This is a genomic window from Synechococcus sp. ATX 2A4 (assembly GCF_024346375.1).
Lineage (GTDB): Bacteria > Cyanobacteriota > Cyanobacteriia > PCC-6307 > Cyanobiaceae > MW101C3.
This window is the reverse complement of the sequence record NZ_JAGQCV010000014.1, coordinates 20,944-42,689: the sequence shown is the minus strand read 5'-3', so window position 1 is coordinate 42,689 and position 21,746 is coordinate 20,944. Positions and strand designations below refer to the sequence as shown.

The 21,746-nt window shown below is 64.6% G+C and carries 19 protein-coding genes; 11 read left to right on the top strand and 8 right to left on the bottom strand.

Translation table 11 applies throughout. From position 1 onward, the window contains the following. Nucleotides 1–144 precede the first annotated feature (144 nt). Together fmdA and KBY97_RS12695 are read left to right on the top strand one after the other, a co-directional pair. A complete protein-coding gene (gene fmdA, locus KBY97_RS12700) occupies nt 145–1,350 on the top strand; it encodes a formamidase (protein WP_255147460.1) in 1,206 nt (401 codons plus the stop codon). Between the two features lie 163 nt (nt 1,351–1,513). Next, nucleotides 1,514–1,786, top strand: a complete 273-nt coding sequence (locus KBY97_RS12695) for an FmdB family zinc ribbon protein (protein WP_255147458.1) — start codon at nt 1,514–1,516, stop codon at nt 1,784–1,786. 177 nt (nt 1,787–1,963) lie between these two features. On the opposite strand, the gene urtE is transcribed toward KBY97_RS12695, so the two are convergent. The 8 genes from urtE to ureE all read right to left on the bottom strand — a co-directional run bounded on the left by urtE (nt 1,964) and on the right by ureE (nt 9,902). Beyond that, on the bottom strand, nt 1,964–2,680 hold the full coding sequence (gene urtE, locus KBY97_RS12690; protein ID WP_255147457.1) for an urea ABC transporter ATP-binding subunit UrtE: 717 nt from the start codon (nt 2,678–2,680) through the stop codon (nt 1,964–1,966). A gap of 40 nt (nt 2,681–2,720) precedes the next feature. Next, on the bottom strand, nt 2,721–3,467 hold the full coding sequence (gene urtD / locus KBY97_RS12685; RefSeq protein WP_255147455.1) for an urea ABC transporter ATP-binding protein UrtD: 747 nt from the start codon (nt 3,465–3,467) through the stop codon (nt 2,721–2,723). Between the two features lie 202 nt (nt 3,468–3,669). Beyond that, nucleotides 3,670–4,809, bottom strand: a complete 1,140-nt coding sequence (gene urtC, locus KBY97_RS12680; protein WP_255147454.1) for an urea ABC transporter permease subunit UrtC — start codon at nt 4,807–4,809, stop codon at nt 3,670–3,672. Nucleotides 4,810–4,869: 60 nt separating this feature from the next. Continuing rightward, nucleotides 4,870–6,027, bottom strand: a complete 1,158-nt coding sequence (gene urtB, locus KBY97_RS12675) for an urea ABC transporter permease subunit UrtB (RefSeq protein WP_255147453.1) — start codon at nt 6,025–6,027, stop codon at nt 4,870–4,872. Between the two features lie 478 nt (nt 6,028–6,505). Further along, nucleotides 6,506–7,807 carry an urea ABC transporter substrate-binding protein gene (gene urtA, locus KBY97_RS12670; RefSeq protein ID WP_255147452.1) on the bottom strand — a complete coding sequence of 434 codons (1,302 nt, stop codon included), beginning with the start codon at nt 7,805–7,807 and terminating at the stop codon, nt 6,506–6,508. Between the two features lie 257 nt (nt 7,808–8,064). Beyond that, nucleotides 8,065–8,679 carry an urease accessory protein UreG gene (gene ureG, locus KBY97_RS12665; RefSeq protein WP_255147450.1) on the bottom strand — a complete coding sequence of 205 codons (615 nt, stop codon included), beginning with the start codon at nt 8,677–8,679 and terminating at the stop codon, nt 8,065–8,067. A gap of 58 nt (nt 8,680–8,737) precedes the next feature. Beyond that, entirely contained in the window at nt 8,738–9,460 is a 723-nt protein-coding gene (locus KBY97_RS12660; protein WP_255147448.1) for an urease accessory protein UreF, read from the bottom strand. Continuing rightward, nucleotides 9,450–9,902, bottom strand: a complete 453-nt coding sequence (ureE, locus tag KBY97_RS12655; RefSeq protein ID WP_255147446.1) for an urease accessory protein UreE — start codon at nt 9,900–9,902, stop codon at nt 9,450–9,452. The genes KBY97_RS12660 and ureE overlap by 11 nt, the downstream gene beginning before the upstream one ends. Between ureE and KBY97_RS12650 the strand changes: the two genes are divergently transcribed. From KBY97_RS12650 to KBY97_RS12610, 9 genes are all read left to right on the top strand, one after another. Then, nucleotides 9,901–10,914 (top strand): urease accessory protein UreD, encoded by a 1,014-nt coding sequence (locus KBY97_RS12650; protein WP_255147445.1) that lies wholly within the window; start codon nt 9,901–9,903, stop codon nt 10,912–10,914. The two genes, ureE and KBY97_RS12650, sit on opposite strands and share 2 nt — an antisense overlap. Nucleotides 10,915–11,017: 103 nt before the next feature. Further along, complete coding sequence (locus tag KBY97_RS12645) at nt 11,018–11,320, top strand: urease subunit gamma (RefSeq protein WP_255147443.1); 303 nt, start codon at nt 11,018–11,020, stop codon at nt 11,318–11,320. 22 nt (nt 11,321–11,342) lie between these two features. Further along, the gene (locus KBY97_RS12640) at nt 11,343–11,660 is read left to right on the top strand and encodes an urease subunit beta (RefSeq protein WP_255147442.1); all 318 of its coding nucleotides are present in this window, start codon (nt 11,343–11,345) and stop codon (nt 11,658–11,660) included. Nucleotides 11,661–11,745: 85 nt separating this feature from the next. Then, entirely contained in the window at nt 11,746–13,470 is a 1,725-nt protein-coding gene (gene ureC / locus KBY97_RS12635) for an urease subunit alpha (protein WP_255147440.1), read from the top strand. A 127-nt stretch (nt 13,471–13,597) separates the two neighbouring features. Beyond that, nucleotides 13,598–15,037: a circularly permuted type 2 ATP-grasp protein gene (locus KBY97_RS12630; RefSeq protein ID WP_255147491.1), complete on the top strand. Its 1,440-nt coding sequence runs from the start codon at nt 13,598–13,600 to the stop codon at nt 15,035–15,037. Beyond that, on the top strand, nt 15,031–16,104 hold the full coding sequence (locus KBY97_RS12625; protein WP_255147438.1) for an alpha-E domain-containing protein: 1,074 nt from the start codon (nt 15,031–15,033) through the stop codon (nt 16,102–16,104). The genes KBY97_RS12630 and KBY97_RS12625 overlap by 7 nt, the downstream gene beginning before the upstream one ends. Continuing rightward, nucleotides 16,089–16,979 carry a transglutaminase family protein gene (locus KBY97_RS12620; RefSeq protein ID WP_255147436.1) on the top strand — a complete coding sequence of 297 codons (891 nt, stop codon included), beginning with the start codon at nt 16,089–16,091 and terminating at the stop codon, nt 16,977–16,979. Before KBY97_RS12625 ends, KBY97_RS12620 begins: the two co-directional genes overlap by 16 nt. A gap of 139 nt (nt 16,980–17,118) precedes the next feature. Next, nucleotides 17,119–19,575, top strand: a complete 2,457-nt coding sequence (locus KBY97_RS12615) for a glycogen/starch/alpha-glucan phosphorylase (protein ID WP_255147435.1) — start codon at nt 17,119–17,121, stop codon at nt 19,573–19,575. 2 nt (nt 19,576–19,577) lie between these two features. Continuing rightward, complete coding sequence (locus KBY97_RS12610; protein ID WP_255147433.1) at nt 19,578–21,704, top strand: transglutaminase family protein; 2,127 nt, start codon at nt 19,578–19,580, stop codon at nt 21,702–21,704. Nucleotides 21,705–21,746: the final 42 nt, after the last annotated feature.

Below are 21,746 nucleotides of genomic sequence, written 5' to 3'. Positions count from 1 at the left end.
CAGATCGTGCTGCCGCTTTCTGCGGCGGAGGTGCGGCGTGCGCGCCTGTGTTGCCGCAGCCAGGCTGCTTGGTTCTGGTAGCCGATGACACTTCCGCGAATCCACCCGTGGATTTCGATAGAGGTGAAACACGCCTCGTTTGCGATGCCGAAAACGCTGTTCAAGGTTGATCTCACCAAGCCGATGGATCAACAGGACATGCCGGGCCACAACCGCTGGCATCCCGACATCCCCGCCGTCGTTTCCGTCAACCCTGGTGAGGTTTTCCGGATCGAATGCAAAGACTGGACCGATGGCCAGATCAAGGACAATGACGACCCCCAGGATATCGCTGATGTGAACCTGGAAGTGGTGCACGTGCTCAGCGGCCCGATCTGGGTGAACGGAGCTCAGCCCGGCGATATTCTTGTTGTTGACATCCTCGATGTGGGTGCACTCCAAGGGGATGAGTGGGGCTTCACCGGCATCTTTGCCAAAGAGAATGGCGGCGGCTTCCTCACCGATCATTTCCCCAAGGCCGCCAAAGCGATCTGGGATCTGGAAGGCATCTACACCTCGTCGCGTCATATTCCCGGCGTGCGTTTCGCCGGCATCACCCACCCCGGGCTGATTGGCTGTGCCCCTTCCCACGAGCTGCTGCGGGAGTGGAACCGCCGGGAAACCGAGCTGGTGAACACGGCCCCGGACCGGCGCACCTATGGCGCCGGCCTTTCGGGCAGCGAGCCCGTGCTGGCGGCCCTGCCCAACCCCAACAGCGCCATCCTCGGCACGCTGCCAAGCGCAGACTTTGAGCGTGTGGCCAACGAAGCGGCCCGCACCGTGCCACCCCGCGAACACGGCGGCAACTGCGACATCAAGAACCTCACCAAGGGAACGCGCATCTACTTCCCGGTGTATGTGGAAGGGGCCAAGCTCTCGATGGGAGACATTCACTTCTCCCAGGGCGATGGAGAGATCTCCTTCTGTGGGGCAATTGAGATGTCGGGCTATCTCGATCTCCATGTGGAGATCATCAAAGGTGGCGTCGCCAAGTATGGGATGGTCAATCCCATGTTCAAGACGAGCCCCGTGGAGCCCCACTTCACCGACTACCTGGTGTTCGAAGGCATCTCCGTGGATGAATTCGAAGGCAAGCAGTATTACATGGATGTGCACATCGCCTACCGTCGCGCTTGCCTCAATGCCATCGAATACCTGAAGCGCTTCGGCTACACCGGTGAGCAGGCCTACCTGCTGCTGAGCTGTGCGCCGGTGGAAGGCAGGATCAGCGGCATTGTGGACATTCCCAATGCCTGTTGCACCCTGGCGATCCCCACCTCCATCTTTGACCAGGACATTCTTCCCTGCTGATGGCTCGCAAGGGGCTGCCGGCGCCGCCGCGAGGTGAGGCGTTCGGTGGCCCTAAGGCGCCAGGCCACAACTCCTGCCCCAGCAGCAGGGGCTTTTGCCCCAACCGCGTGCTCCTTGAAGAGGCTTCGCTTGCGGGGCCTCCATTTCTTCTCTCCTTTTCTTCATGCCTGTCTACGAATTCAGCTGCGCTTCCGGCTGTGACAACTACGAGGTCTGGCGCAGCATCGATACCCGCCAGAACGACACGGATTGTCCCGGCTGTGGCCATCCTGGCAACAGAGTGTTCAGCCCGCCGATGACACTGTCAGGCAGTTTCCGCCTCAAGCAGGAAGCCAGTGAGCCCCGCCTGGTGCGCAAGGAAGTGCGCGAAGAATCTGCTAAACCCCGGCTCAGGGAAAGTGCCGCCCGCCCTTGGATGGTCACCCGCGGCTGTTGAGCCGCTGGTGACCATCCAGGGTTGCAAAACCGATGACGCAAGCAGTTGCGCACGAATCGCTGCGCACGAATCGTCGTGCACAACCGTTGGCTCCAACGGTTGTGCACCAAGAGCTCCAGCTCGTGCCGGCAAGGCTCAAGCTGTTGAGCTCCGGGCTATCGGGTTTGAAGTGTGGGCTCAGACCGTGAGGAAGGCCTGAACCACATCATCCGAAAGGTTTTCGGTGGGGCCGCTGGACACAATCCCCCCGCGTTGCATGGCGTAGTAGTAGTTGGATTGGCGCACGAAATGAAGGTGCTGCTCCACCAGCAGCACGCTGATGCCGGTTTCTTTCATGATCCGCTTCACTGCCACTTCAATGTCATGAATGATGGAGGGCTGGATGCCTTCGGTGGGTTCATCCAACAGCAGCAGTTTTGGCTTGCCCAGCAGGGCGCGGGCGATGGCCAGCTGTTGCTGTTGCCCGCCGCTGAGGTCACCGCCTTTACGGGCCAGGAACTTCTCGAGAATTGGAAAGAGATCAAACACGATTGGGTCAATGTGGCGGTTCTTTCCCATTCCGCCTGGGAGTGCTTCCATTCCCAGCAGTAGGTTTTCCTTCACCGTCACCTGTGGAATGATGTCACGCCCCTGGGACACATAGCCGATGCCGGAACGGGCGCGTTGGTAGGGGGGCTGATCACTGAGGGCCTGGTCGTCGTATTGCATGCTGCCGGAGCGTTGCTTGAGCAGACCAATGATCGTTTTGAGAAAGGTGGTTTTGCCCACGCCATTGCGACCGATCAGGCACACCATCTGGCCCTTGGGGATGGAGAGATCCACATTGCGAAGAATGTGGCTTTCGCCGTAGTACACATTGAGATTGGAGACGGAAAGCAGGTTGTCGGTTGTCATGGCAGCTGGGATTAGGTGGGAAGCAAGTGGTGGAATCTGCTTATTCCTCGGCTGGGCCCAGGTAAACCTCAATCACCCGAGGGTCCTTCTTCACATCCTCCAGGAGGCCTTCAGTGAGCAGTTGCCCCTGATGCAGCACGGTCACGGGGGCATTGAGGTCACGAATGAATTCCATGTCATGTTCGATCACCACAACGGTGTGATCGCCAGCCAATGACTTGATCAATTCGGCGGTGCGAACCGTTTCTTCGTCGGTGAGTCCGGCCACGGGTTCGTCGAGCAGCAACACCTCCGGTGACTGGGCCACCAGAGAGGCAATCGCCAGCCATTGCTTCTGTCCGTGCGAGAGAGAACCTGCCTGGGTGGTGGCGAAGGGGGTGAGACCCACGTAGTTCATCAAGCGATGCACTTCATCCTTGGCGGTTTTCGGAAGTGTGTCAGTGAGCAGGCTGAAGGGATTCTTGTTCGGTGACGCGGCCAGTTCAAGGTTTCGCAGCACCGTGAGGTTGTCGAACACTCGAGGTGTCTGGAACTTTCTGCCGATTCCTTGCCTTGAGATCCTCTGCTCCGACAGCCCCACCAGCGATTTCCCTTTGAATGTGACAGTCCCCTTGGTGGGACGCACCTTTCCCGTGATCACATCAAGAAAGGTGGTTTTGCCGGCGCCATTGGGCCCGATGATCGACTTGATCTCGCCTTTCTGCAACGTGAGCGAAAGATCGGTGAGCGCAAAGAAGCCATCAAAGCTGACGCTGACGTCGTGAAGTGCAAGGAGTGGTTCAGACATGATCGTCAGGACGGTTCAGGGGGGCTGTGGAAAGGGGGCTAGCCAGCGGGCTTGTCAATGGGAAGAGAGAGTTGAGGAAGGCGGATGGGATGGCGCTGGAGGGAGCAGGGCGGAGAAAAGATGGGGTTTGGTCACCTTCGGAGCAGTGAGTTCGCTGCCCATCGCCCAGGGCCCCGTTGCCAGCTGTGCGCCGGCCTGCCGCTCAGGCGGAGGAATCGTTGGGGGCTGGGCTCTTCATCTCCATACCTGGGCCTTCCTGATCGATCTGGGGATAGGTGCGGGCCTTGGGAGCAATGCCGAAGGCGGCCAGCAAGGTGCGCAGACCCCCTTTGGACACCCAGCCATAGATGCCATCGGGCATCAGCACCACGACGAAGACGAACAACGCCCCCTGCACGAACAGCCAGAACTCCGGCAAGGCTTCGCTCACCAGGCTGCGCAGATAGTTCACCAGCACGGCACCGATGATCGGGCCCACCAGCGTGCCGCGGCCACCCACAGCCACCCAGATCACCATCTCAATCGAGAAGGAGATCGACATGAACTGCGGGGAGACGATGCCACTCTGCACGGTGTAAAGGGCCCCTGAGATGCCGCACAGGGCACCAGCAACGAGGAAAACAATCGTTTTAAAGGGAACTGGATTGAAGCCGGCAAAGCGGAAGCGCTGTTCATCATCACGGATGGCAATCAAGGCATCGCCAAAACGGCCGGAGGTGAAATAGCGGCAGATCAGAAAGGCGACTGGAATCAGAATCACCGTGAGGCGGTAGAGCCAGATCTGCATATCGCTAGATCCCACTTGCAGGCCGAACAGCTCAGTGGTGCTGGTTTTTAGGCCGTTCGTGCCGTTGATCAGCTTCTGCTGGCCATTGAAAAAGTGAAAGAAGACCATCAACGCCGCTTGGGTGATGATCGAGAAGTACACCCCCTTGATCCTGTTCCTGAAAATCAGATAACCCACCAGCCCGGCCACGATCGCCGGGAGCACCCAGATGGCGATCAGGGTGAATGCGGGCGACCAGAACGGCTGCCAGAAGAAGGGCAGCTGAGCAACACCGTAGTTTTCAAAGAATTTGGGGATGCCATTGCCGCCGGCCTCACTCGGGGTGTTAAGCGTGAGGTACATTGCCACCCCGTAGCCTCCGAGGGCGAAAAAGATGCCTTGGCCAAGGCTCAACAGGCCCGTGTAGCCCCAGATCAGGTCGATCGCCAGGGCGGTGATGGCCAGGGAGAAATACCGGCCAAACAGGTTGATGCGGAAATCACTGAGGAACGTTGGAAGGATGAACAGCGCGAAGGCCAGCAGAATCCAGGGAATGAGTCGCTTTAGAAGTTTCATGGCTGGGGCCTCAGTGGAGAGGTGGTAGATGGAAGGAGCTTGGTTGTTGGCTGTGGTGTATCAAGCATCCACCGATCTCCCCTTCTGAGGGAACATGCCGTTCGGCCGGAATTGCAGGAAGGCAATGATGAAGATGAACACAAGCACCAACGACATGCTTGTGGTGGCGAAGAATTCCACCACGCTTTTCGCTGCCGGGGGCATGCCCGGGAACGCAGTCAACAGCGATCCCGAGCCCACCACCGACTGAATGATGCCGAGTATCAGAGAAGCGAACACCGTGCCCAGCAGGTTGCCCACTCCCCCCAGCACGATCACCATGAAGCAGGAAACGATGTAGGCCGCGCCCAGGTTTGGCCCCACTGACCCCAGCAGCGTGATGGCACATCCCGCCACTCCGGCCAGGCCTGAGCCAAGGCCGAAGGTGATGCTGTCCACGCTGTCGGTGGGAATTCCCAGGCAATTGCTCATCTGCCGGTTCTGGGTGACGGCCCGAATGCGAAGCCCCCACACACTCTTGGTGAGGAACCACATCACGAACAGCAGCAGCACGGCCGACAGCAGAATGATGAAGATCCTCAGACCAGGAAGTTGAATGCCGCCGATCACTCCCCAGCTGCCTTGCAGCCATTTGGGTGCGGTCACGTCGATGTTGCGGGGGCCAAACCAGGGGCTGGCGAGGGCCCGCATCGAGGAGAAGGAATTCACAACTGCCAGGCCAATGCCCACAGCGGCGGCCCACATCACGCCGTTGAGATAGGGGAAGGCAGGGCGATCGCCGATCTTTTTGCTAAGAAACTGACCACCGAAGAAGCCGATCGCCACCGCTGCGGCGATGCCGATCACCATGGAGGTGGAGATGCTTCGAATCAGCTGGATCAGGATCAGGCTCACCCCCCAGGTGGCCAGCAGCGTTTCCAGTGGTCTTCCGTAGAGCTTGCGGATCAGCGTTCGCTCCAGCACCACTCCGAAGATGGCGGTGACAAAAAAGGCGGCCACCAGTGCCACGGGGAAGTAGAGCTCAAACACCAAACCGCCCATCGGCCGAAACAGGTTCTGGACCACGAAGGTGATGTAGGCACCCAGCATCATGAATTCACCATGAGCAAGGTTGATGACCCCCATCAGGCCAAAGACGATGGCAAGGCCCGTGGCGGTGAGCAAAAGAACCGAGCCGATGCTTAAGCCATCAAGAATCTGCGAAAAGAAAAGTTCCACTGGGGGGCTGTTCCGTGCGAGTGGGATTAACCTTGGATGAACGTGAGCCTCACGGCTGTATCAAGCGATATTGCAAACTGTCTTTGTGCGTGAAGCGCGATCTGGGAGGCGAAGCAGGCCAAGCAAGCACCGCCATCCAAGCCGCTTCCATGCACAGAACGAGTGGCGGAATTGTCTGAACAAATGGGAAATCCAGAGAGAACAATCCGTGTTGGTTGATCTCTCTGGTGTGTTGTCTGCAGATCTAGGGAAAATGCCTCTTTGAGTGCCGAAGGCTATGGATCGCGCAATCAATGATAAAGGCGACAATCCAACGCCTGAAGCGATCACTCCAGGCAGCATCAATCGCTCAAGCCAGATTCAATGGCTTAAAGTGGAATCAATCACTCAAGCCAGGACTAATTGACCTGGCACGGATTCATCAACAAAGCCAGACAGTGAAAAGGAAGGGTGGCTTCCGAAGAGGCCACCCAAGCGATCACATCTTGAACTTGCCGGCATCCGGCCGGTCCTGCGTCCAGTCGCAGGTGTAGCCCTTGGTTTCAGGAACGAACTGGTTCCAGGGAATCGGTGGGATGGCCGTTTCGCTGTCGGAGAGGATTTTGAACTGTCCGTCGGGAAGAGCTTCGCCGATCATCACACGCTCGGACGTGTGGTGGTTCGGGAACATCTTGATCTCACCTTGAGGGGCATCAAAGGTGATGCCAATCATGGTTTTGCGGACCTTGTCAAGGTCTTCGAAGGTGTCTGCCTTCTCAACGGCGTTCTTCCAGAGATACACCATGTTGTAGGCCGACTCCGCAGGGTCGCCCACCACACGGTCAGCCCCGTAGGCCGCTTGGAAGTCGGCAACGAACTTCTTCGATGCCGGTGTATCCAGGCTCATGAAGTAGTTCCATGCGGCGTAGGTGCCGGCAGTGAACTCAGGGCCGATCTGGCGGATTTCCTCTTCCGCGATCGAGAAGGACATGATCGGGTACTTCTCGGGATCGATGCCCGCAGCCTTGAATTGCTTGAACAGAGCGACGTTGGAGTCACCGTTCAAGGTGTTGATGATGATGCCACCATCAGGGAACACTTCCTTGATCTTGGCGATGATCGGCGCCACTTCCGTGTTGCCGAGGGGGATGTAATCCTCGCCGACGGTTTCGCCGCCCAGCGCCTTCATCTGCTCCTTGATGATGGTATTGGCGGTGCGGGGGTAGACGTAGTCAGAGCCGACCAGGTAGACCTTCTTGCCCAGCTTTTCGCCGTACTGTTTCATCAGCCAATCAACCGCAGGCTCGGCCTGCTGGTTGGGAACGGCGCCGGTGTAGAAGATGTTGCGGGAGCACTCCTGACCCTCATATTGAATGGGGTAGAAGAGCATATGGTTTTTGGACTCATACACCGGCAGCATGGCTTTGCGGCTGGCTGAGGTCCAGCCACCGAACACCACGGCCACGTTGTCGGAGTCGATCAGCTTCTGAGACTTCTCGGCGAAGGTGGGCCAGTCAGATGCGCCGTCTTCAATGACGGGCACGATCTTGTAAGACTTGCCACCAACCTTGACGCCGCCAGCATCATTGATCTCCTTGATAGCCATTTCTTCGACCTCTTTCAGGGTCGTTTCAGAAATGGCCATCGTGCCACTCAATGAGTGAAGAATGCCAACCTTCACTTCGCCATCGAAAGAACCAGCGCCATCACCACCTTCACCGCCCCCGCAGGCGACGAGGGATAACGTGATCGCAGTTGCAGCAAGACCGGCAACCAGTCGCCTCGAGAAATACGGAACCATTGGGCCTGTTCAAGGTGAAGAAATTGCCGCAGTGCTGACGGCATTGCGGAACATACGGAGCTGTCCCGGTTGGCCCTGTCGTCAAAGGCACAGAAATGAGCGATCCCGTCATGCTGAGGGTGGCTTTGGAGCTTCCCGCACACAGCATTGTTCAACTACGTTCAATCCCTGTCTCGCTTTTGAGGTTGCGCCCACCGATCTCACGGTGCCCGCGCTTCTCCCTCCAACCACACAGCGGGGCTCTGGGTTGGTGCCGTTTAGGGAGCGAAGCTCGGAAGGGGTAGTTGTCGATACAGAAACTGCTCCACGGCATCAAGGCCTTCGCCGCTGCGCAGATTCGTGAAACACCAGGGGCGGTCCCCGCGCATGCGGCGGGTGTCCGCTGCCATCACCTCCAGGCTTGCTCCCACCATCGGCGCCAGGTCGATCTTGTTGATCACCAGTAGATCGGAGCGGGTGATGCCCGGCCCCCCTTTTCGGGGGATCTTGTCGCCGGCGGCCACATCAATCACGTAGATGCAGAGATCCACCAGCTCCGGGCTGAAGCTGGCCGCCAGATTGTCGCCACCGCTTTCCACCAGCACCAGGTCGAGATTCGGAAACTTCTCTTCCAGGTCTTCCACCGCAGCTTTGTTAATGGAGCAGTCTTCGCGGATGGCGGTATGGGGGCAGCCGCCGGTTTCCACCCCGCGGATCCGCTCCGGCTCCAGTGCTCCGGCGCGGGTCAGAAACTGGGCATCTTCCTGGGTGTAAATGTCGTTGGTGACCACCGCCAGCTGCAGCCGGTCGCGTAGCCGCCGGCACAGGGCTTCCACCAGCGCCGTCTTGCCCGAGCCCACCGGTCCGGCCACGCCGACACGCAGTTTGCTCATGGAGTCTCATCAAGCGGATGGGCGCAATCCTGCCACCGGTGCCCAGCCCAGCCTCCGCTCAACTTCTGAACAGGCGTGAATAGAGCTCGGTGTGTCCCAGCTGGGCCAGGCCCGCTCCCACTCCGCCGCTCCAGAGCGTGCGGGGGTCGGTGTGTTCCAGCTCTGCGGCCCGCTGGGCCAGCAGCGGCGCCAGGCGCAGTTGCAGCCCTTGCCCCTGGGTGGGCCCGATCGGCACCAGCCGCACGGCGGCGCTGATCTGGCTGGCCACCCAGGCATAGAGATAGGCCTGCACCAGGTCGGTACTGGGAACGCCGAGGCAGTGGCCGGCCCAGGCCCAGGCCGCCGGCCAGGCCAGCCCTCGCGCCGGTGTTGCAGGAGTGGCTGGTTCCTGGCCCGCATCGGTCGGTAGCCGCCAACCCAGTTCGCCCAGCAACTGGGTGAGGGAACGGCCCATCTGGCGCTGCTGGGCGCGCACCTCCGGCGCTTCCCGCAGGGCCAGTAGCCAGCCATCGAGATCGAGCACGGCGTTCCATTGCTCCGCCGCCATGGCCTGCTGCAACGGTGCCAGAGCCGCGGCCTCCACGCACAGCGCCCCCCGCTGCAGTTCCGCCGCCAGCCAGCTGTGCAGTGCCTCGGCGGAGCTGATCCGGCCTTGCTGCACCAGCACTTCCAGGCCCTCCGAATAGCTGAACGCCCCCACCGGTAAAGCCGGACTCACCAGCTGGAACAGCAGCAGGCGGGCCGGCGCAGTGCCCGCCGGGGCCGGGGGCTCAGTGCGCATGGCCGCCCTTGCCGGCGTAGGCGCCCGGTTCCGGCAGGAACGGTGCGTCGAGGCGGTCCACCACCAGCCCGCGGTGGCGCAGCAACTCCTCCAGCACCGGATCTTCCAGCAGGCGCAGCTCGCCGGGGCGCAGCTCCAGGGCCACATGGCGGTTGCCGAGGTGATACGCGGCTTGCATCAGCTGGAGGGAGTCGGCGCTGTGGGCCCGCAGCAACGGTTCTGGAGCGGCTTCCACCTGCACCACCGCGGCGTCGCCGTCGCGGCTGCTCAACCACTCACCGGGTGCGAGCGCCTCACCGCGCGGCAGCTGCAGCAGCAGATCCTTGCCGCAGGCGGTGCGGCGATGGCCGCGCAGGCTTTCGCGCTGCTGGGCGCTGAGCGGCAGCCGCAGGCTGGCGGGGGTTTCGGGCGGGACGCTCAGGCGCCGGTCGAGGACGATCATGGGCCCCACCCTCGCCACCGGCAGGGGCGAGAAATGTGCCGATCGCTACCGGGCAGCCGCCGCTTCGCTTTCAGCATCGCCGGACCGACCCATTCTTCTTCTGGCCCACGTCATCGTTGCGGATCCGACCCCAGCCACCGGCAGCGACAGCGGCAGCTGGCGCGGAGAGGCCAGTCTTCGCTTTGCGCTCTCGCCCTCGGTGCCGTCGCTCACCATTCATCAGGGAGGGGCCACCTCGCCGCTGAAGATTCAGCGTGCCTACAGCCGCGCTGACGGTCGCTGCGAGTTGCCCTTGCTGCACACCGCCGGCGGCCTGGTGGGCGGCGACCAGCTGGAGATCGCCACCCAGCTGGAGGCCGGCAGCCGCGCCCTGGTCACCAGCGTGGCGGCGCAGAAGGTCTATGGCTCAATCGGCCGCTCCCGCCGGGCGCCCGAGGGCCAATGGGCCCGGCAGGTGCTGGAGTTCCGCCTGGAGGACGGCGCCGATCTCGAATGGCTGCCCCAGGAGCTGGTGCTGTACGCCGGCGCGCTCTACGAACAGGAGAGCCGGGTTGAACTGGCGGCAGACGCCAGCTGGCTGGGCGCCGAGGTGGTGCGGCTCGGCCGCAGCGCCGACGGGGAATCCCTCGGTGCCGGCCGCTGGCGTTCGTCGCTGGCGATCCGCCGCGCCGGCCGCTGGAGCGTGGTCGATCGCCTGGAGCTGGGCGGCGACAGCCTGGATCACGGCCACGGCCTGGACGGTGCTCCGGTGTTCGGCAGCCTCGTGTGGGCGGCGCCGGCGCCAGTGAGCGAAGAGCTGCTGCTGCGCTGCCGCGACGACCGGCAGGGTCTGGTGGGTGAGATGGCCTGCGGGCGCCTCGATCAGGGACTGGTGGCCCGCTACCGCGGCCCTTCCACCCAGGCGGCCCGCTACTGGTTCACGCGCCTCTGGGCGCGCATTCGCGCCGAGCGGGGGCTGGCGCCGCCCCAGCTGCCGCGGGTGTGGCCGTTCCAGGAATCGCCGTTCGGCTGAGCCGGGCCATCACCCCCCTCCGTGGCCGGCGCCGCGAACGTTCCTGCTGAACCTGCTCCAGCCCCGCACCGCTGCGAGAGTGTGGCCGGCAATCGCGTCCCCCATGCATCTCACCCCCCAGGAGAAGGACAAGCTCCTGATCGTCACCGCGGCCCTGCTGGTGGAACGGCGCCTGGGTCGCGGTCTCAAGCTCAACCATCCCGAAGCCGTGGCCTGGCTCAGCTTTCAGGTGCTGGAAGGCGCCCGTGATGGCAAGAGCGTGGCCGCCCTGATGGAGGAGGGCAGCACCTGGCTCCGGCGTGACCAGGTGATGGAGGGCGTTCCCGAACTGATCCCCGAGGTGCAGATGGAGGCCACCTTCCCCGACGGCACCAAGCTCGTCACCCTCCACGACCCGATCCGCTGATCCCCCTGATCGCTGCGCCTGCATGTCTCCTCTCATCCCTGGCGAACTGCTGCCGCAGCCCGGCAGCCACGAACTCAACGCCGGCCGGCCTGTCACCACGCTCAACGTGGCCAACCGCGGCGACCGCCCGGTGCAGGTGGGCTCCCACTTCCACTTCTATGAAGCCAACGACGCGCTGGTGTTCGACCGCGACAGCGCCCGTGGCCAGCGTCTCGACATCCCGGCCGGCACCGCGATCCGCTTCGAGCCCGGCGACCAGCGCGAGGTGCAGCTGATCCCCCTGGCCGGCGCCCGCCGGGTGTTCGGCTTCAACGGCCTGGTCAACGGCCCGCTCGACTAAGGCGTCGCCGCCAGCGCGCGCTGCCAATGCCCTGCGACGGCCACCCCGGCCACCACCCACCCGTCCTCCTCGACTCTCCTCAGCCATGCCCTATCGGATGGATCGGCGGGCCTACGCCGAAACCTATGGCCCCACCACCGGCGACCGGCTGCGGCTGGCCGACACCGAGCTGTTCCTGGAGGTGGAGAAGGATTTCACCACCTACGGCGAGGAGGTGAAGTTCGGCGGCGGCAAGGTGATCCGCGACGGCATGGGCCAGGCCCAGACCTCCCGGGCCGAAGGGGCGGTGGACACGGTGATCACCAACGCCTTGATCCTTGATTGGTGGGGGATCGTCAAGGCGGATGTGGGCCTGCGCGACGGCCGCATCTGCGCGATCGGCAAGGCGGGCAACCCCGACATCACCGACGGGGTGACGATTGTGGTGGGCCCCGGCACCGAGGCGATCGCCGGTGAGGGCCATATCCTCACCGCCGGTGCCATCGACACCCACATCCATTTCATCTGCCCGCAGCAGATCGAAACCGCCATCGCCAGTGGGGTCACCACCCTGCTGGGTGGCGGCACCGGCCCGGCCACCGGCACCAACGCCACCACCTGCACCCCCGGTGCCTTCCACCTGGCCCGCATGCTGCAGGCGGCCGAGGGGCTGCCGGTGAACCTGGGCTTCTACGGCAAGGGCAACGCCAGCACCCCGGCGGCGATCGAAGAGCAGATCCGTGCCGGCGCCTGCGGCCTCAAGCTCCACGAAGACTGGGGCACCACCCCGGCGGCGATCGATTGCTGCCTCACCGTGGCCGACAAGTACGACGTGCAGGTGTGCATCCACTCCGACACGCTCAACGAGGCGGGGTTCGTGGAGGACACGATCCGGGCCATCGGTGGCCGCACCATCCACACCTTCCACACCGAAGGGGCCGGCGGCGGCCATGCCCCCGACATCATCCGGATCTGCGGCGAGGCCAATGTGCTGCCCAGCTCCACCAACCCCACCCGCCCTTACACCCGCAACACGCTCGAGGAGCACCTCGACATGCTGATGGTGTGCCACCACCTCGATCCCGCCATCCCCGAAGACGTGGCCTTCGCCGAATCGCGCATCCGCCGCGAAACGATCGCCGCCGAAGACATCCTCCACGACCTGGGCGCCTTCTCAATCATCGCCAGTGATTCCCAGGCGATGGGCCGCGTCGGTGAGGTGATCACCCGCACCTTCCAGACCGCCCACAAGATGAAGGTGCAGCGCGGCAGCCTGCCGGAGGATTCCGCCGGTCCAGGCGGCGGCCGCAACGACAACACCCGGCTGAAGCGTTACATCGCCAAGGTCACGATCAACCCTGCCATCGCCCATGGGCTCGACAGCCAGATCGGCTCGGTGGAAGTGGGCAAGTTGGCCGATCTGGTGCTGTGGAAGCCGGGCTTTTTCGGCGTGAAGCCGGAGCTGGTGATCAAGGGCGGCTCCATCGTGTGGGCCCAGATGGGCGATGCCAACGCCTCGATTCCCACCCCCGGTCCGGTGCACGGCCGGCCGATGTTCGCCGCCTACGGCGGTGCGCTCGCCCCCAGCTGCCTCACCTTCTTGAGCCAGGCGGCCCTCGACGCTGACCTGCCGCGCCAGCTGGGCCTGAAGCGCCCCTGTGTGCCGGTGGTGGACACACGCGGCATCGGCAAGGCGCAGATGCGCAACAACAACGCCCTGCCGAAGGTGGAGGTGGATCCCCAGACCTACGAAGTGTTCGCCGATGGGGAACTGCTCACCTGCGAGCCCGCCGACGTGCTGCCGATGGCGCAGCGTTACTTCCTGCTCTGAATGGCCGGATTCACCGCCCGGGCCGATCTGGCCGGGCCGGAGCCGCGGCCGGCCTGGCTTGATCGGTAGCAACCATGACGGGTTGGCCCCGCGCCGCTGTTCATGATTGAGCCCGATGCGGCTGGACATGTTCACCGATTACAAGCCCGCAAAGGGCTACGACGAATATTTCAGCGCCACCTCCCAGCCGCGCTCCGCCCTGCGGCCCCTGCTCTCCTCCCTGGGGCAACTGGGCATCGAAGAGATCAACCGCAACCACGCGGCCGCCGGCATGCTGCTCAAGCGCTTGGGCGCCACCTTTCGCCTCAATGGCTCGGGTGACCAGGGCGGCGAGCGGATCCTGCCCTTCGACCCCCTGCCGCGGCTGATCCGCGCGGGCGAATGGCAGGAGCTGGAGAAGGGCCTGGTCCAGCGCCTTGAAGCGATCGACTGCTTCCTCGCCGACGTCTACAGCGACCAGAAAATCCTCAACGACGGCGTCATCCCCCGCGCCGATGTGGTCAGCTCCCACGGCTGGCGCCCGCAGATGGCGGGGTTCAAGCCGCCGCTCGATCGCTGGTGCCACGTTTCCGGCCTCGATCTGATCCGTGACGGCAAGGGCACCTGGAGAGTGCTGGAAGACAACCTGCGCTGCCCTTCGGGCGTGGCCTACTTCCTGGAGAACCGCCGCGTGATGAAGCGGATGTTCCCGAGCCTGTTCTCCGGGCCCACGGTGCAGCCGATCGACGACTATCCCTCCCATCTGCTCCAGACCCTGCGCGAACTGGCCCCCTGGACCGACACCCCTTCGGTGGTGCTGCTCACCCCGGGCGTGTTCAACAGCGCCTACTTCGAGCACAGCTACCTGGCCCAGCAGATGGGCATCCAGCTGGTGGAGGGCCGCGACCTGGTCTGCGAGGGCAACCGCGTGTGGATGCGCAGCACCGCCGGGCTCGAGCCGGTGGACGTGATCTACCGCCGCATCGACGACGACTTCCTCGATCCGGCCGTGTTCCGCAGCGATTCGATGCTCGGTGTGCGCGGGCTGATGGAGGCCTATGCCGCCGGCCGGGTGGCGATCGCCAACGCACCAGGCACCGGCGTCGCCGACGACAAGCTGATCTACGCCTACGTGCCGGACATGATCCGCTACTACCTGGCGGAGGAGCCGATCATCGAGAACGTGCCCACCTACATCTGCGCCCGACCCGAGGACCAGGCCTATGTGCTGGCCCACCTCAAGGACCTGGTGGTGAAAGCGGTGGGAGAAGCCGGGGGCTACGGCATGCTGATCGGCCCACACGCCGAGCAGGCCGAGATCCTTTCCTTCGCCGACAAGATCAAGGCCGATCCCCGCAACTTCATCGCCCAGCCCACCTTGGAGCTCTCCACCGTGCCCTCGCTGAGCGAAGGGGAGCTCTACCCTTGCCACGTTGATCTGCGGCCGTATGTGCTGCGGGGCAAGGGGGCCTGGGTGAGCCCGGGTGGTCTCACCCGCGTGGCGCTGCGCCGTGGCTCGCTGGTGGTCAACTCATCCCAGGGCGGAGGATGCAAGGACACCTGGATCGTGGATGAGACCTCATGCTGAGCCGCGTCGCCGAATCCCTCTACTGGATCAACCGGTACGTCGAGCGGGCTGAGAACATCTCCCGCTTCCTTGAAGTGAGCGAGGCGATGGCGCTTGACTGCCCGCCGGGCAGCGCCGAACCCTGGCTGCCGCTGATCGATGCCAGCGGCGACCGCGAGCTGTTCGACCGCCTCTATCCCGCCGGCGGCCCCACCGATGTGGTGGGCTTCCTGGTGCGGGAGCCAGGCAACCCCAGCAGCATCGTCAACTGCATCGCCACCGCCCGCGAGAACGCCCGCCAGATCCGCGAGGTGATCACCACCGAGATGTGGGAGCAGATCAACGACATCTATCTCACGCTCAAGGAAAGCGACCATTTCTGGCGTCTGCCGGCCCAGGAGCAGCTGCACGAGGTGCGCCGGGCCTGCCAGCTGTTCTATGGCGTCACCGATGCCACGCTCAGCCGCGATCTCTCCTGGCAGTTCAGCAAGCTGGGGCGCCTGGTGGAGCGGGCCGACAAGACCAGCCGCATCCTTGATGTGAAGTACTTCCTGCTGCTGCCCAGCCCGGAGGAGGTGGGCGGTGTGCTCGACGAGCTGCAGTGGATCTCCCTGCTGCGCTCGGCAGGGGCCTATCAGATGTTCCGCCAGTCGCAGCAGCGGGCGATCGAACCCAAGGCGGTGGCCGCCTTCCTGCTGCTCGATCCGATCTTCCCCCGCTCGGTGCGCTATTGCCTCGAAGGCCTCAGCAAGTCGCTGCGGGTGATCCGCGGCAACCCCGTGCCCGGCCCGCCCGACGACCTTGAATGCCTCTCCGGCCTGATGCTGGCCAACTGGAGCTACGTGCGCATCGACGAACTGATCGGGCGCGGTTTGCATGAAGCGATCGACCAGTTCCAGAGCGACCTCAACCGCCTGCATGGCCTGATCAGCGACCGCTACTTCGACACCGTCATCCACGCCAGCCAATCCCCGGCCTGCGTGCAGTCGGGCGCTCCCGAGACTCAGTCGATGGACGCTTCCAGCTCCTCGGCCGCGTCCCCGCCACCCCTGCCCACCGCCTCCTCCCCGGCATGCGCGCCCGCGTAACCCATACCCTCTCCTATCGGTACAGCGCGCCTGTCCAGCTGGGTCCCCATCGCCTCTGCCTGCGGCCGCGGGCCCATGGCTTCCAGCGGCTGGTGAATTTCGAACTGTTCTTCTCGCCCGATCCCCACCGGCTGCATCTGCTGGTGGCCGCCAGCGGCGACGACGTGCTGCGGGCCCGTTTCGCCGGCAGCACCGACAGCTTCGAGATCCGCGCCACCAGTGAGGTGGACACCCAGATGCCGCCCCTGCTGCAGGCCTGCCTGGAGGAGAATGAGCCCCTGCTGCCGTATCCGATCGGCCTGCTCAACAGCGACCTCAAGGGCTCGCTCGATGGCTGGCTGCCCAATGGCCAGCACGAGCCGGCGGCGGTGGAGCTGGCCCAGGAGGCGCTGATGGGCAGCGACCAGCGGGCGCTGATGTTCCTGCAGCAATTGGTGGAGATGATCCAGGACCGGGTGAAGTACACCCAGCGGCACGTGGGGCCGGCCTGGCCTGCCGGCCGCACGCTCAAGGAGCGGGTGGGCTCCTGCCGTGATCTGGCCGTGCTGATGATTGAGGCCTGCCGCTGCGTGGGCCTGCCCGCCCGCTTCGTGAGCGGCTATCACCTGGTGGAGCCCAGGCCGCAGCGCTACGACCTGCATGCCTGGGCGGAGGTGTATCTGCCCGGGGCCGGCTGGCGTGGCTTCGATCCCAGCGGTCAGGGGGCCATCGACGACCGCTACATCCCCCTGGCCACCTCCTCCAAGTCCGGCCTCACTGCGGCGGTGTCGGGCAGCTTCTCCGGCCCGCCCGGTGTGAAAAGCGAACTGAGCTGGGCGATCACCGCCGATGTGATCAGCGAGGAGCACATCGTGCCAAACCTGCTTCAGCTCTGATCCAGCCTCGCTTCTGGCCGCAACGGCGGCCTGGCGGCCCCGGCGCGGCAAACGGGAAATGAACCTGAATCGGTAACCGTTGGCGCAGCATCGGGGGCCCGGTCCGCAGCATGAAGGTGCGATTGCTGATAAGCACCCCATGGCCGCCACCACAGCACCCCCTGCGGAACGCGAATCTTTCTCTTCCGCGGATGGCAAGGCGCTGGCGGAGGGCATCCGCCGCCACCTGTTCTCCAGCCTGGCCAAGTCGCCGTCGCTGGCCACCCGCCACGACTACTACCGCGCCCTGGCGCTGTCGGTGCGTGATCAGCTCCTGCACAACTGGGTCGACACCGCTGAGACCTACACCCAGCAAGGGGTGCGCACGGTCAGCTACCTCTCCGCCGAATACCTGCTCGGCCCGCACCTCGACAACAACCTGGTGAACCTGGGGCTGCGTGAGGCGGCCAAGGACGCCTGCGACGAACTCGGCGTCGACCTTGAGGAGCTGATCGCCGAGGAGCCTGAACCGGGCCTGGGCAACGGCGGCCTCGGCCGCCTGGCGGCCTGTTTCCAGGAATCGATGGCCAGCCTGGAGCTGCCTGCGATCGGTTATGGCATCCGCTACGAGTTCGGCATCTTTCGCCAGCAGATCAGCAACGGCTGGCAGGTGGAGAGCACCGACCCCTGGCTGGCGCAGAGCAACCCCTGGGAGGTGATCCGGCCGGAATGGACCTACCCGGTGCAGATCGGCCAGCACGTGGTGCTCGGCGTCGCCTACGACACGCCGATCCTGGGCTATGGCGTCAAGACCACCAACACGCTGCGGTTGTGGTCGGCGCAGGCCCCGGAAGCCTTCGATTTCGCCTCCTTCAACGCCGGCGACTACACCCGCGCGGTGCTGCAGAAGGTGGAGTCGGAAACGCTCTCCAAGGTGCTCTACCCCAACGACGAGCTCGAACAGGGCAAGCGCCTGCGGCTTAGCCAGCAGATCTTCTTCGTGAGCTGCTCCCTGCAGGACATGTTCCGCATCCTCAAGGGGCAGGGCCTGCCGATCACCGAGTTCCACCACAAGTTCGCGGTGCAGCTCAACGACACCCACCCGGCGATCGCCGTGGCCGAGCTGATGCGGCTGCTGATCGACGAGCACGGCGCCGACTGGGACACCGCCTGGTCGATCACCACCGCCAGCGTGAACTACACCAACCACACGCTGCTGCCCGAAGCGCTCGAGACCTGGGGCCTGGAGCTGTTCGCCCAGCTGCTGCCCCGCCAGCTCGAGATCATCTACGAGATCAACTCACGCTTCCTGCGCATGGTGCGCATCCGCTATCCGGGCCAGCCCGAGCTGCTGGAGCGCCTGTCGCTGATTCAGGAGGGGCCCCAGCGCAAGGTGCGGATGGCGAACCTGGCGGTGGTGGGCAGCCAGAAGGTGAACGGGGTGGCGGAGCTGCACAGCAACCTGGTGCAGAAGCAGCTGTTCCCCGAGTTCGCCGATCTCTGGCCCGACCGCTTCACCAACGTCACCAACGGCGTCACGCCCCGCCGCTGGATCGCGGTGGCCAACCCGTTCCTCTCCGGCCTGCTCGATGACACGATCGGCCGCGGCTGGCGGCGGGACCTGGCCGAGCTCAAGGGCCTGGAGGCCCATGCCGACGACGGTTCTTTCCTGGAGCGCTGGCGCAGCGTGCGCGACCAGGCCAAGCAACGGCTGGCCGCCACCATCCACCAGGACCTCGGCGTGCTGGTGGATCCCTCGTCGCTGTTCGACGTGCAGGTGAAGCGGATCCACGAGTACAAGCGCCAGCACCTGGCGGCGCTGCAGATCGTGGAGCGCTACCTGCGGCTGCGCAACGGCGAGGACCTGCCGCCCCGCACCTTCATCTTCGGGGGCAAGGCGGCGCCGGGCTACCACATGGCCAAGCTGATCATCCGGCTGATCGGCGGCATCGCCGAGATCGTGAATATGGACCCGGCCATGGACGGCCGCATGCGGGTGGTTTTCCTGCCCAACTTCAGCGTCAGCCTCGGCCAGAAGGTGTACCCAGCGGTTGATCTCTCCGAGCAGATCTCCACCGCTGGCAAGGAGGCCTCCGGCACCGGCAACATGAAGATGGCGCTCAACGGAGCCGTCACGATCGGCACTCTTGATGGCGCCAACGTGGAAATCCGCGAGCTGGTGGGCCATGAGAACTTCTTCCTGTTCGGCCATACCGCCGACCAGATCGAATCGCTCAACCGCAACGGCTACCACCCGATGCCCTGGCTGGAGAACGATCCGATCGCCCGCGAAGCGATCGAGCTGATCGGCTCGGGCCACTTCAGCGAAGGCGACCGCGACCTCTTCCACCCGCTGCTGGCCAACCTCTGCGGCAGCGATCCGTTCCGGGTGATGGCCGACATGGGCGACTACCGCCGCGCCCACAACGCCGTCGATCAGGCCTGGCAGAACCCCAGCAGCTGGAGCCGCATGTCGGTGCTGAACACCGCCCGCTGCGGCTTCTTCTCCTCCGACCGATCGATCGCCGACTACGCCGAGCGCATCTGGAAGGTGGCACCGGTGCCGATCAATGCCTGCACCGTGATCCCTGCCAGCCTGCGGACAACCCCCCACTGACCATGACCGTCACCCCCGCGTCTGCGCCCGCCGACTCCCTGCAACGGCCTGCGCCACCTCCCCTGACGACCACACCCGCCTGGATGGCGGACACGGCCATCGAAGCGGAGCACCGGCTGCGGGCCGAGGGCATCCACCTCACCCTGGGCGGTGAGCCCACCTATGTGCCGCTCAAGCCCGAGGGAGCCGAGTGGTCGGTCACCGCCGATGGGCCCACCAAGCTGGCCTATGCCCATGCGCTGGCGGCACAGATTCAGCGGCGCACCTGGCCCGGCAGCACCTTGATGTATTGCCCGGGCAAGCGCTACGACGGCGAGGTGAACCCGCGCTGGGCGCTGCGGCTGATCACCGGCCTTGATGGCCTGCCCCTGGTGCGCTGGCCCCAGGACGCCGCAGCGGGCCGGCCGCCGGAGCCACGCACGCCGACCGAACTGCCCTCCCTGCCCCGCAAACGGGCCAAGGCCTTTCTGGAGGCCGTCGGTGCGGCCCTGGGCTGCGCGTTCACCCCGCTCAAGCTGAAAGATCCCCTGGCCCCGGACAACCGCATCTGGGCGGTGCCGCTCTGCCACCACGCCGAAGCCACTGAGGAGGGCGATCCCGAGGGTTGGCAGGCGGCGGAGTGGAACCTCGAAAAGCGCCGTTGCCGCCTGCTGCCGGCCTCGGGCCCTGCCGGACTGCGCCTGCCGCTTGAGCATTTCCCCGAGGGAGTGCTGCGCCAGGTGCTGACGCTGGAGATCCGCGAGGACAGCTGGAACCTGTTTCTACCGCCGCTGGCGCGCGAGCCCCTGCACCAGCTGCTGAAGGTGATCGCCGCCGCCAGCGAGGGCTGGAGCCGGCCTGAACTCAGCGGCATGCTGCCCGTCGATGTGGACGGCCAGTGGCAGGTGCTGGGCCTCACCGCCGACCCCGGCGTGCTGGAGGTCAATCTGCCGGTGTGCCACGGCTGGGCCGACTACGCCGGCTGGATGCAGACCCTGGCCGAGGCAGGGGCAGCCGTGGGCCTGTGCAGCTTGAAGGGGGAGGGCCTGGAGCAGCAGGGCACCGGGGGCGGCAACCACCTGCTCTGGGGCGGTGCCAGCCTCGAGGCGAACCCCTTCTTCAGTCGGCCCTCCTGGCTGGTGGCGATCCTGCGCTTTTGGCAACGCCATCCCAGCCTCTCTTACCTGTTCAGTAACAACTCGGTGGGGCCGTCCTCCCAGGCGCCGCGGCTGGATGAGGGCAGCGCCAGTGCCCTTGATCTCCGCCTGGCCCACAGCGCGCTGGAGCAACTGCCCGAGGGCGATCAGCGGGTGCTGGTGAGTGAAACCCTGCGCCACCTTCATGCTGATCGCAGCGGCAACACCCATCGCAGTGAAATCAGCTTCGACAAGTTCTGGAATCCCGCCTGGCCCAGCGGCTGCCAGGGCCTGATCGAATTCCGCGCGATCGAAGCCCTGCCCAAGGCGGAGTGGGCCGCGGCGATCGCCCTGCTCTGGAGTGCGTTGGCGGCACACCTGCTGGATCCGGTGCATCGCCCCACCGCGCTGATCCCCTTCGGCGAGCAGTTGCACGATGAAGCCCTGCTGCCCCATGCGCTCTGGAGCGATCTGCAACAAGTGCTGCAGCAGCTGGATGCCGACGGCCTCGACATGCAGCCCGAGCCCTACCGGCAGATCTGGAACTGGCGCTTCCCCCTGCTGCTCTCCTGGGAGCGGCATGGGGCCCGGCTCGAGATCCGTCGTGCCCTGGAGCCGTGGCCGCTGCTGTGCGACACCCCGGCGGAAGGGGGCACCACCAGCCGCTTCGTCGACAGCTCCCTGCAGCGCCTGGAGCTGCGGGTGAACGAGGCGTTCCTCGACACCCACCGGCTGCGGCTCTGCGGCCGTGACCTGCCGCTCGGGGACGGCTGGCTGGGGATCCGGTACCGCCATAGCAGCCTGTTCCCCTCCCTGCATCCCTGCATTGCCAACCAGTTGCCTCTGCAACTGGAGATCCTTGCGGCGGCAAGTGGGGAGCGGCTGGCCTGTTTCCGCCGCGATGGCGAGCCGCACGAATTCGTGCGCGATACGGAGGCGATCGAGCCGCTGGAGGCTCCCCCCTGGCCATTGCCGGCGGCCGGTCTGCGCACCATCGATCTGCGCCTGGGTTGAAGCGGCCCTGGCGGTGCGGTGTGATTCCGCCTGCGTCGATAG

Coding starts and splice junctions, on each gene's coding strand:
- KBY97_RS12615 (WP_255147435.1), top strand. CDS start 17,119: ATGGCCGCCACCACAGCACCCCCTGCGGAACGCGAATCTTTCTCTTCC.
- KBY97_RS12660 (WP_255147448.1), bottom strand. CDS start 9,460: ATGCGCACTGAGCCCCCGGCCCCGGCGGGCACTGCGCCGGCCCGCCTG.
- KBY97_RS12650 (WP_255147445.1), top strand. CDS start 9,901: ATGGGCCCCACCCTCGCCACCGGCAGGGGCGAGAAATGTGCCGATCGC.
- ureG (WP_255147450.1), bottom strand. CDS start 8,679: ATGAGCAAACTGCGTGTCGGCGTGGCCGGACCGGTGGGCTCGGGCAAG.
- KBY97_RS12630 (WP_255147491.1), top strand. CDS start 13,598: ATGTTCACCGATTACAAGCCCGCAAAGGGCTACGACGAATATTTCAGC.
- KBY97_RS12645 (WP_255147443.1), top strand. CDS start 11,018: ATGCATCTCACCCCCCAGGAGAAGGACAAGCTCCTGATCGTCACCGCG.
- ureE (WP_255147446.1), bottom strand. CDS start 9,902: ATGATCGTCCTCGACCGGCGCCTGAGCGTCCCGCCCGAAACCCCCGCC.
- fmdA (WP_255147460.1), top strand. CDS start 145: ATGCCGAAAACGCTGTTCAAGGTTGATCTCACCAAGCCGATGGATCAA.
- KBY97_RS12695 (WP_255147458.1), top strand. CDS start 1,514: ATGCCTGTCTACGAATTCAGCTGCGCTTCCGGCTGTGACAACTACGAG.
- urtA (WP_255147452.1), bottom strand. CDS start 7,807: ATGGTTCCGTATTTCTCGAGGCGACTGGTTGCCGGTCTTGCTGCAACT.
- KBY97_RS12610 (WP_255147433.1), top strand. CDS start 19,578: ATGACCGTCACCCCCGCGTCTGCGCCCGCCGACTCCCTGCAACGGCCT.
- KBY97_RS12640 (WP_255147442.1), top strand. CDS start 11,343: ATGTCTCCTCTCATCCCTGGCGAACTGCTGCCGCAGCCCGGCAGCCAC.
- KBY97_RS12625 (WP_255147438.1), top strand. CDS start 15,031: ATGCTGAGCCGCGTCGCCGAATCCCTCTACTGGATCAACCGGTACGTC.
- urtD (WP_255147455.1), bottom strand. CDS start 3,467: ATGTCTGAACCACTCCTTGCACTTCACGACGTCAGCGTCAGCTTTGAT.
- ureC (WP_255147440.1), top strand. CDS start 11,746: ATGCCCTATCGGATGGATCGGCGGGCCTACGCCGAAACCTATGGCCCC.
- urtE (WP_255147457.1), bottom strand. CDS start 2,680: ATGACAACCGACAACCTGCTTTCCGTCTCCAATCTCAATGTGTACTAC.
- KBY97_RS12620 (WP_255147436.1), top strand. CDS start 16,089: ATGCGCGCCCGCGTAACCCATACCCTCTCCTATCGGTACAGCGCGCCT.
- urtC (WP_255147454.1), bottom strand. CDS start 4,809: ATGAAACTTCTAAAGCGACTCATTCCCTGGATTCTGCTGGCCTTCGCG.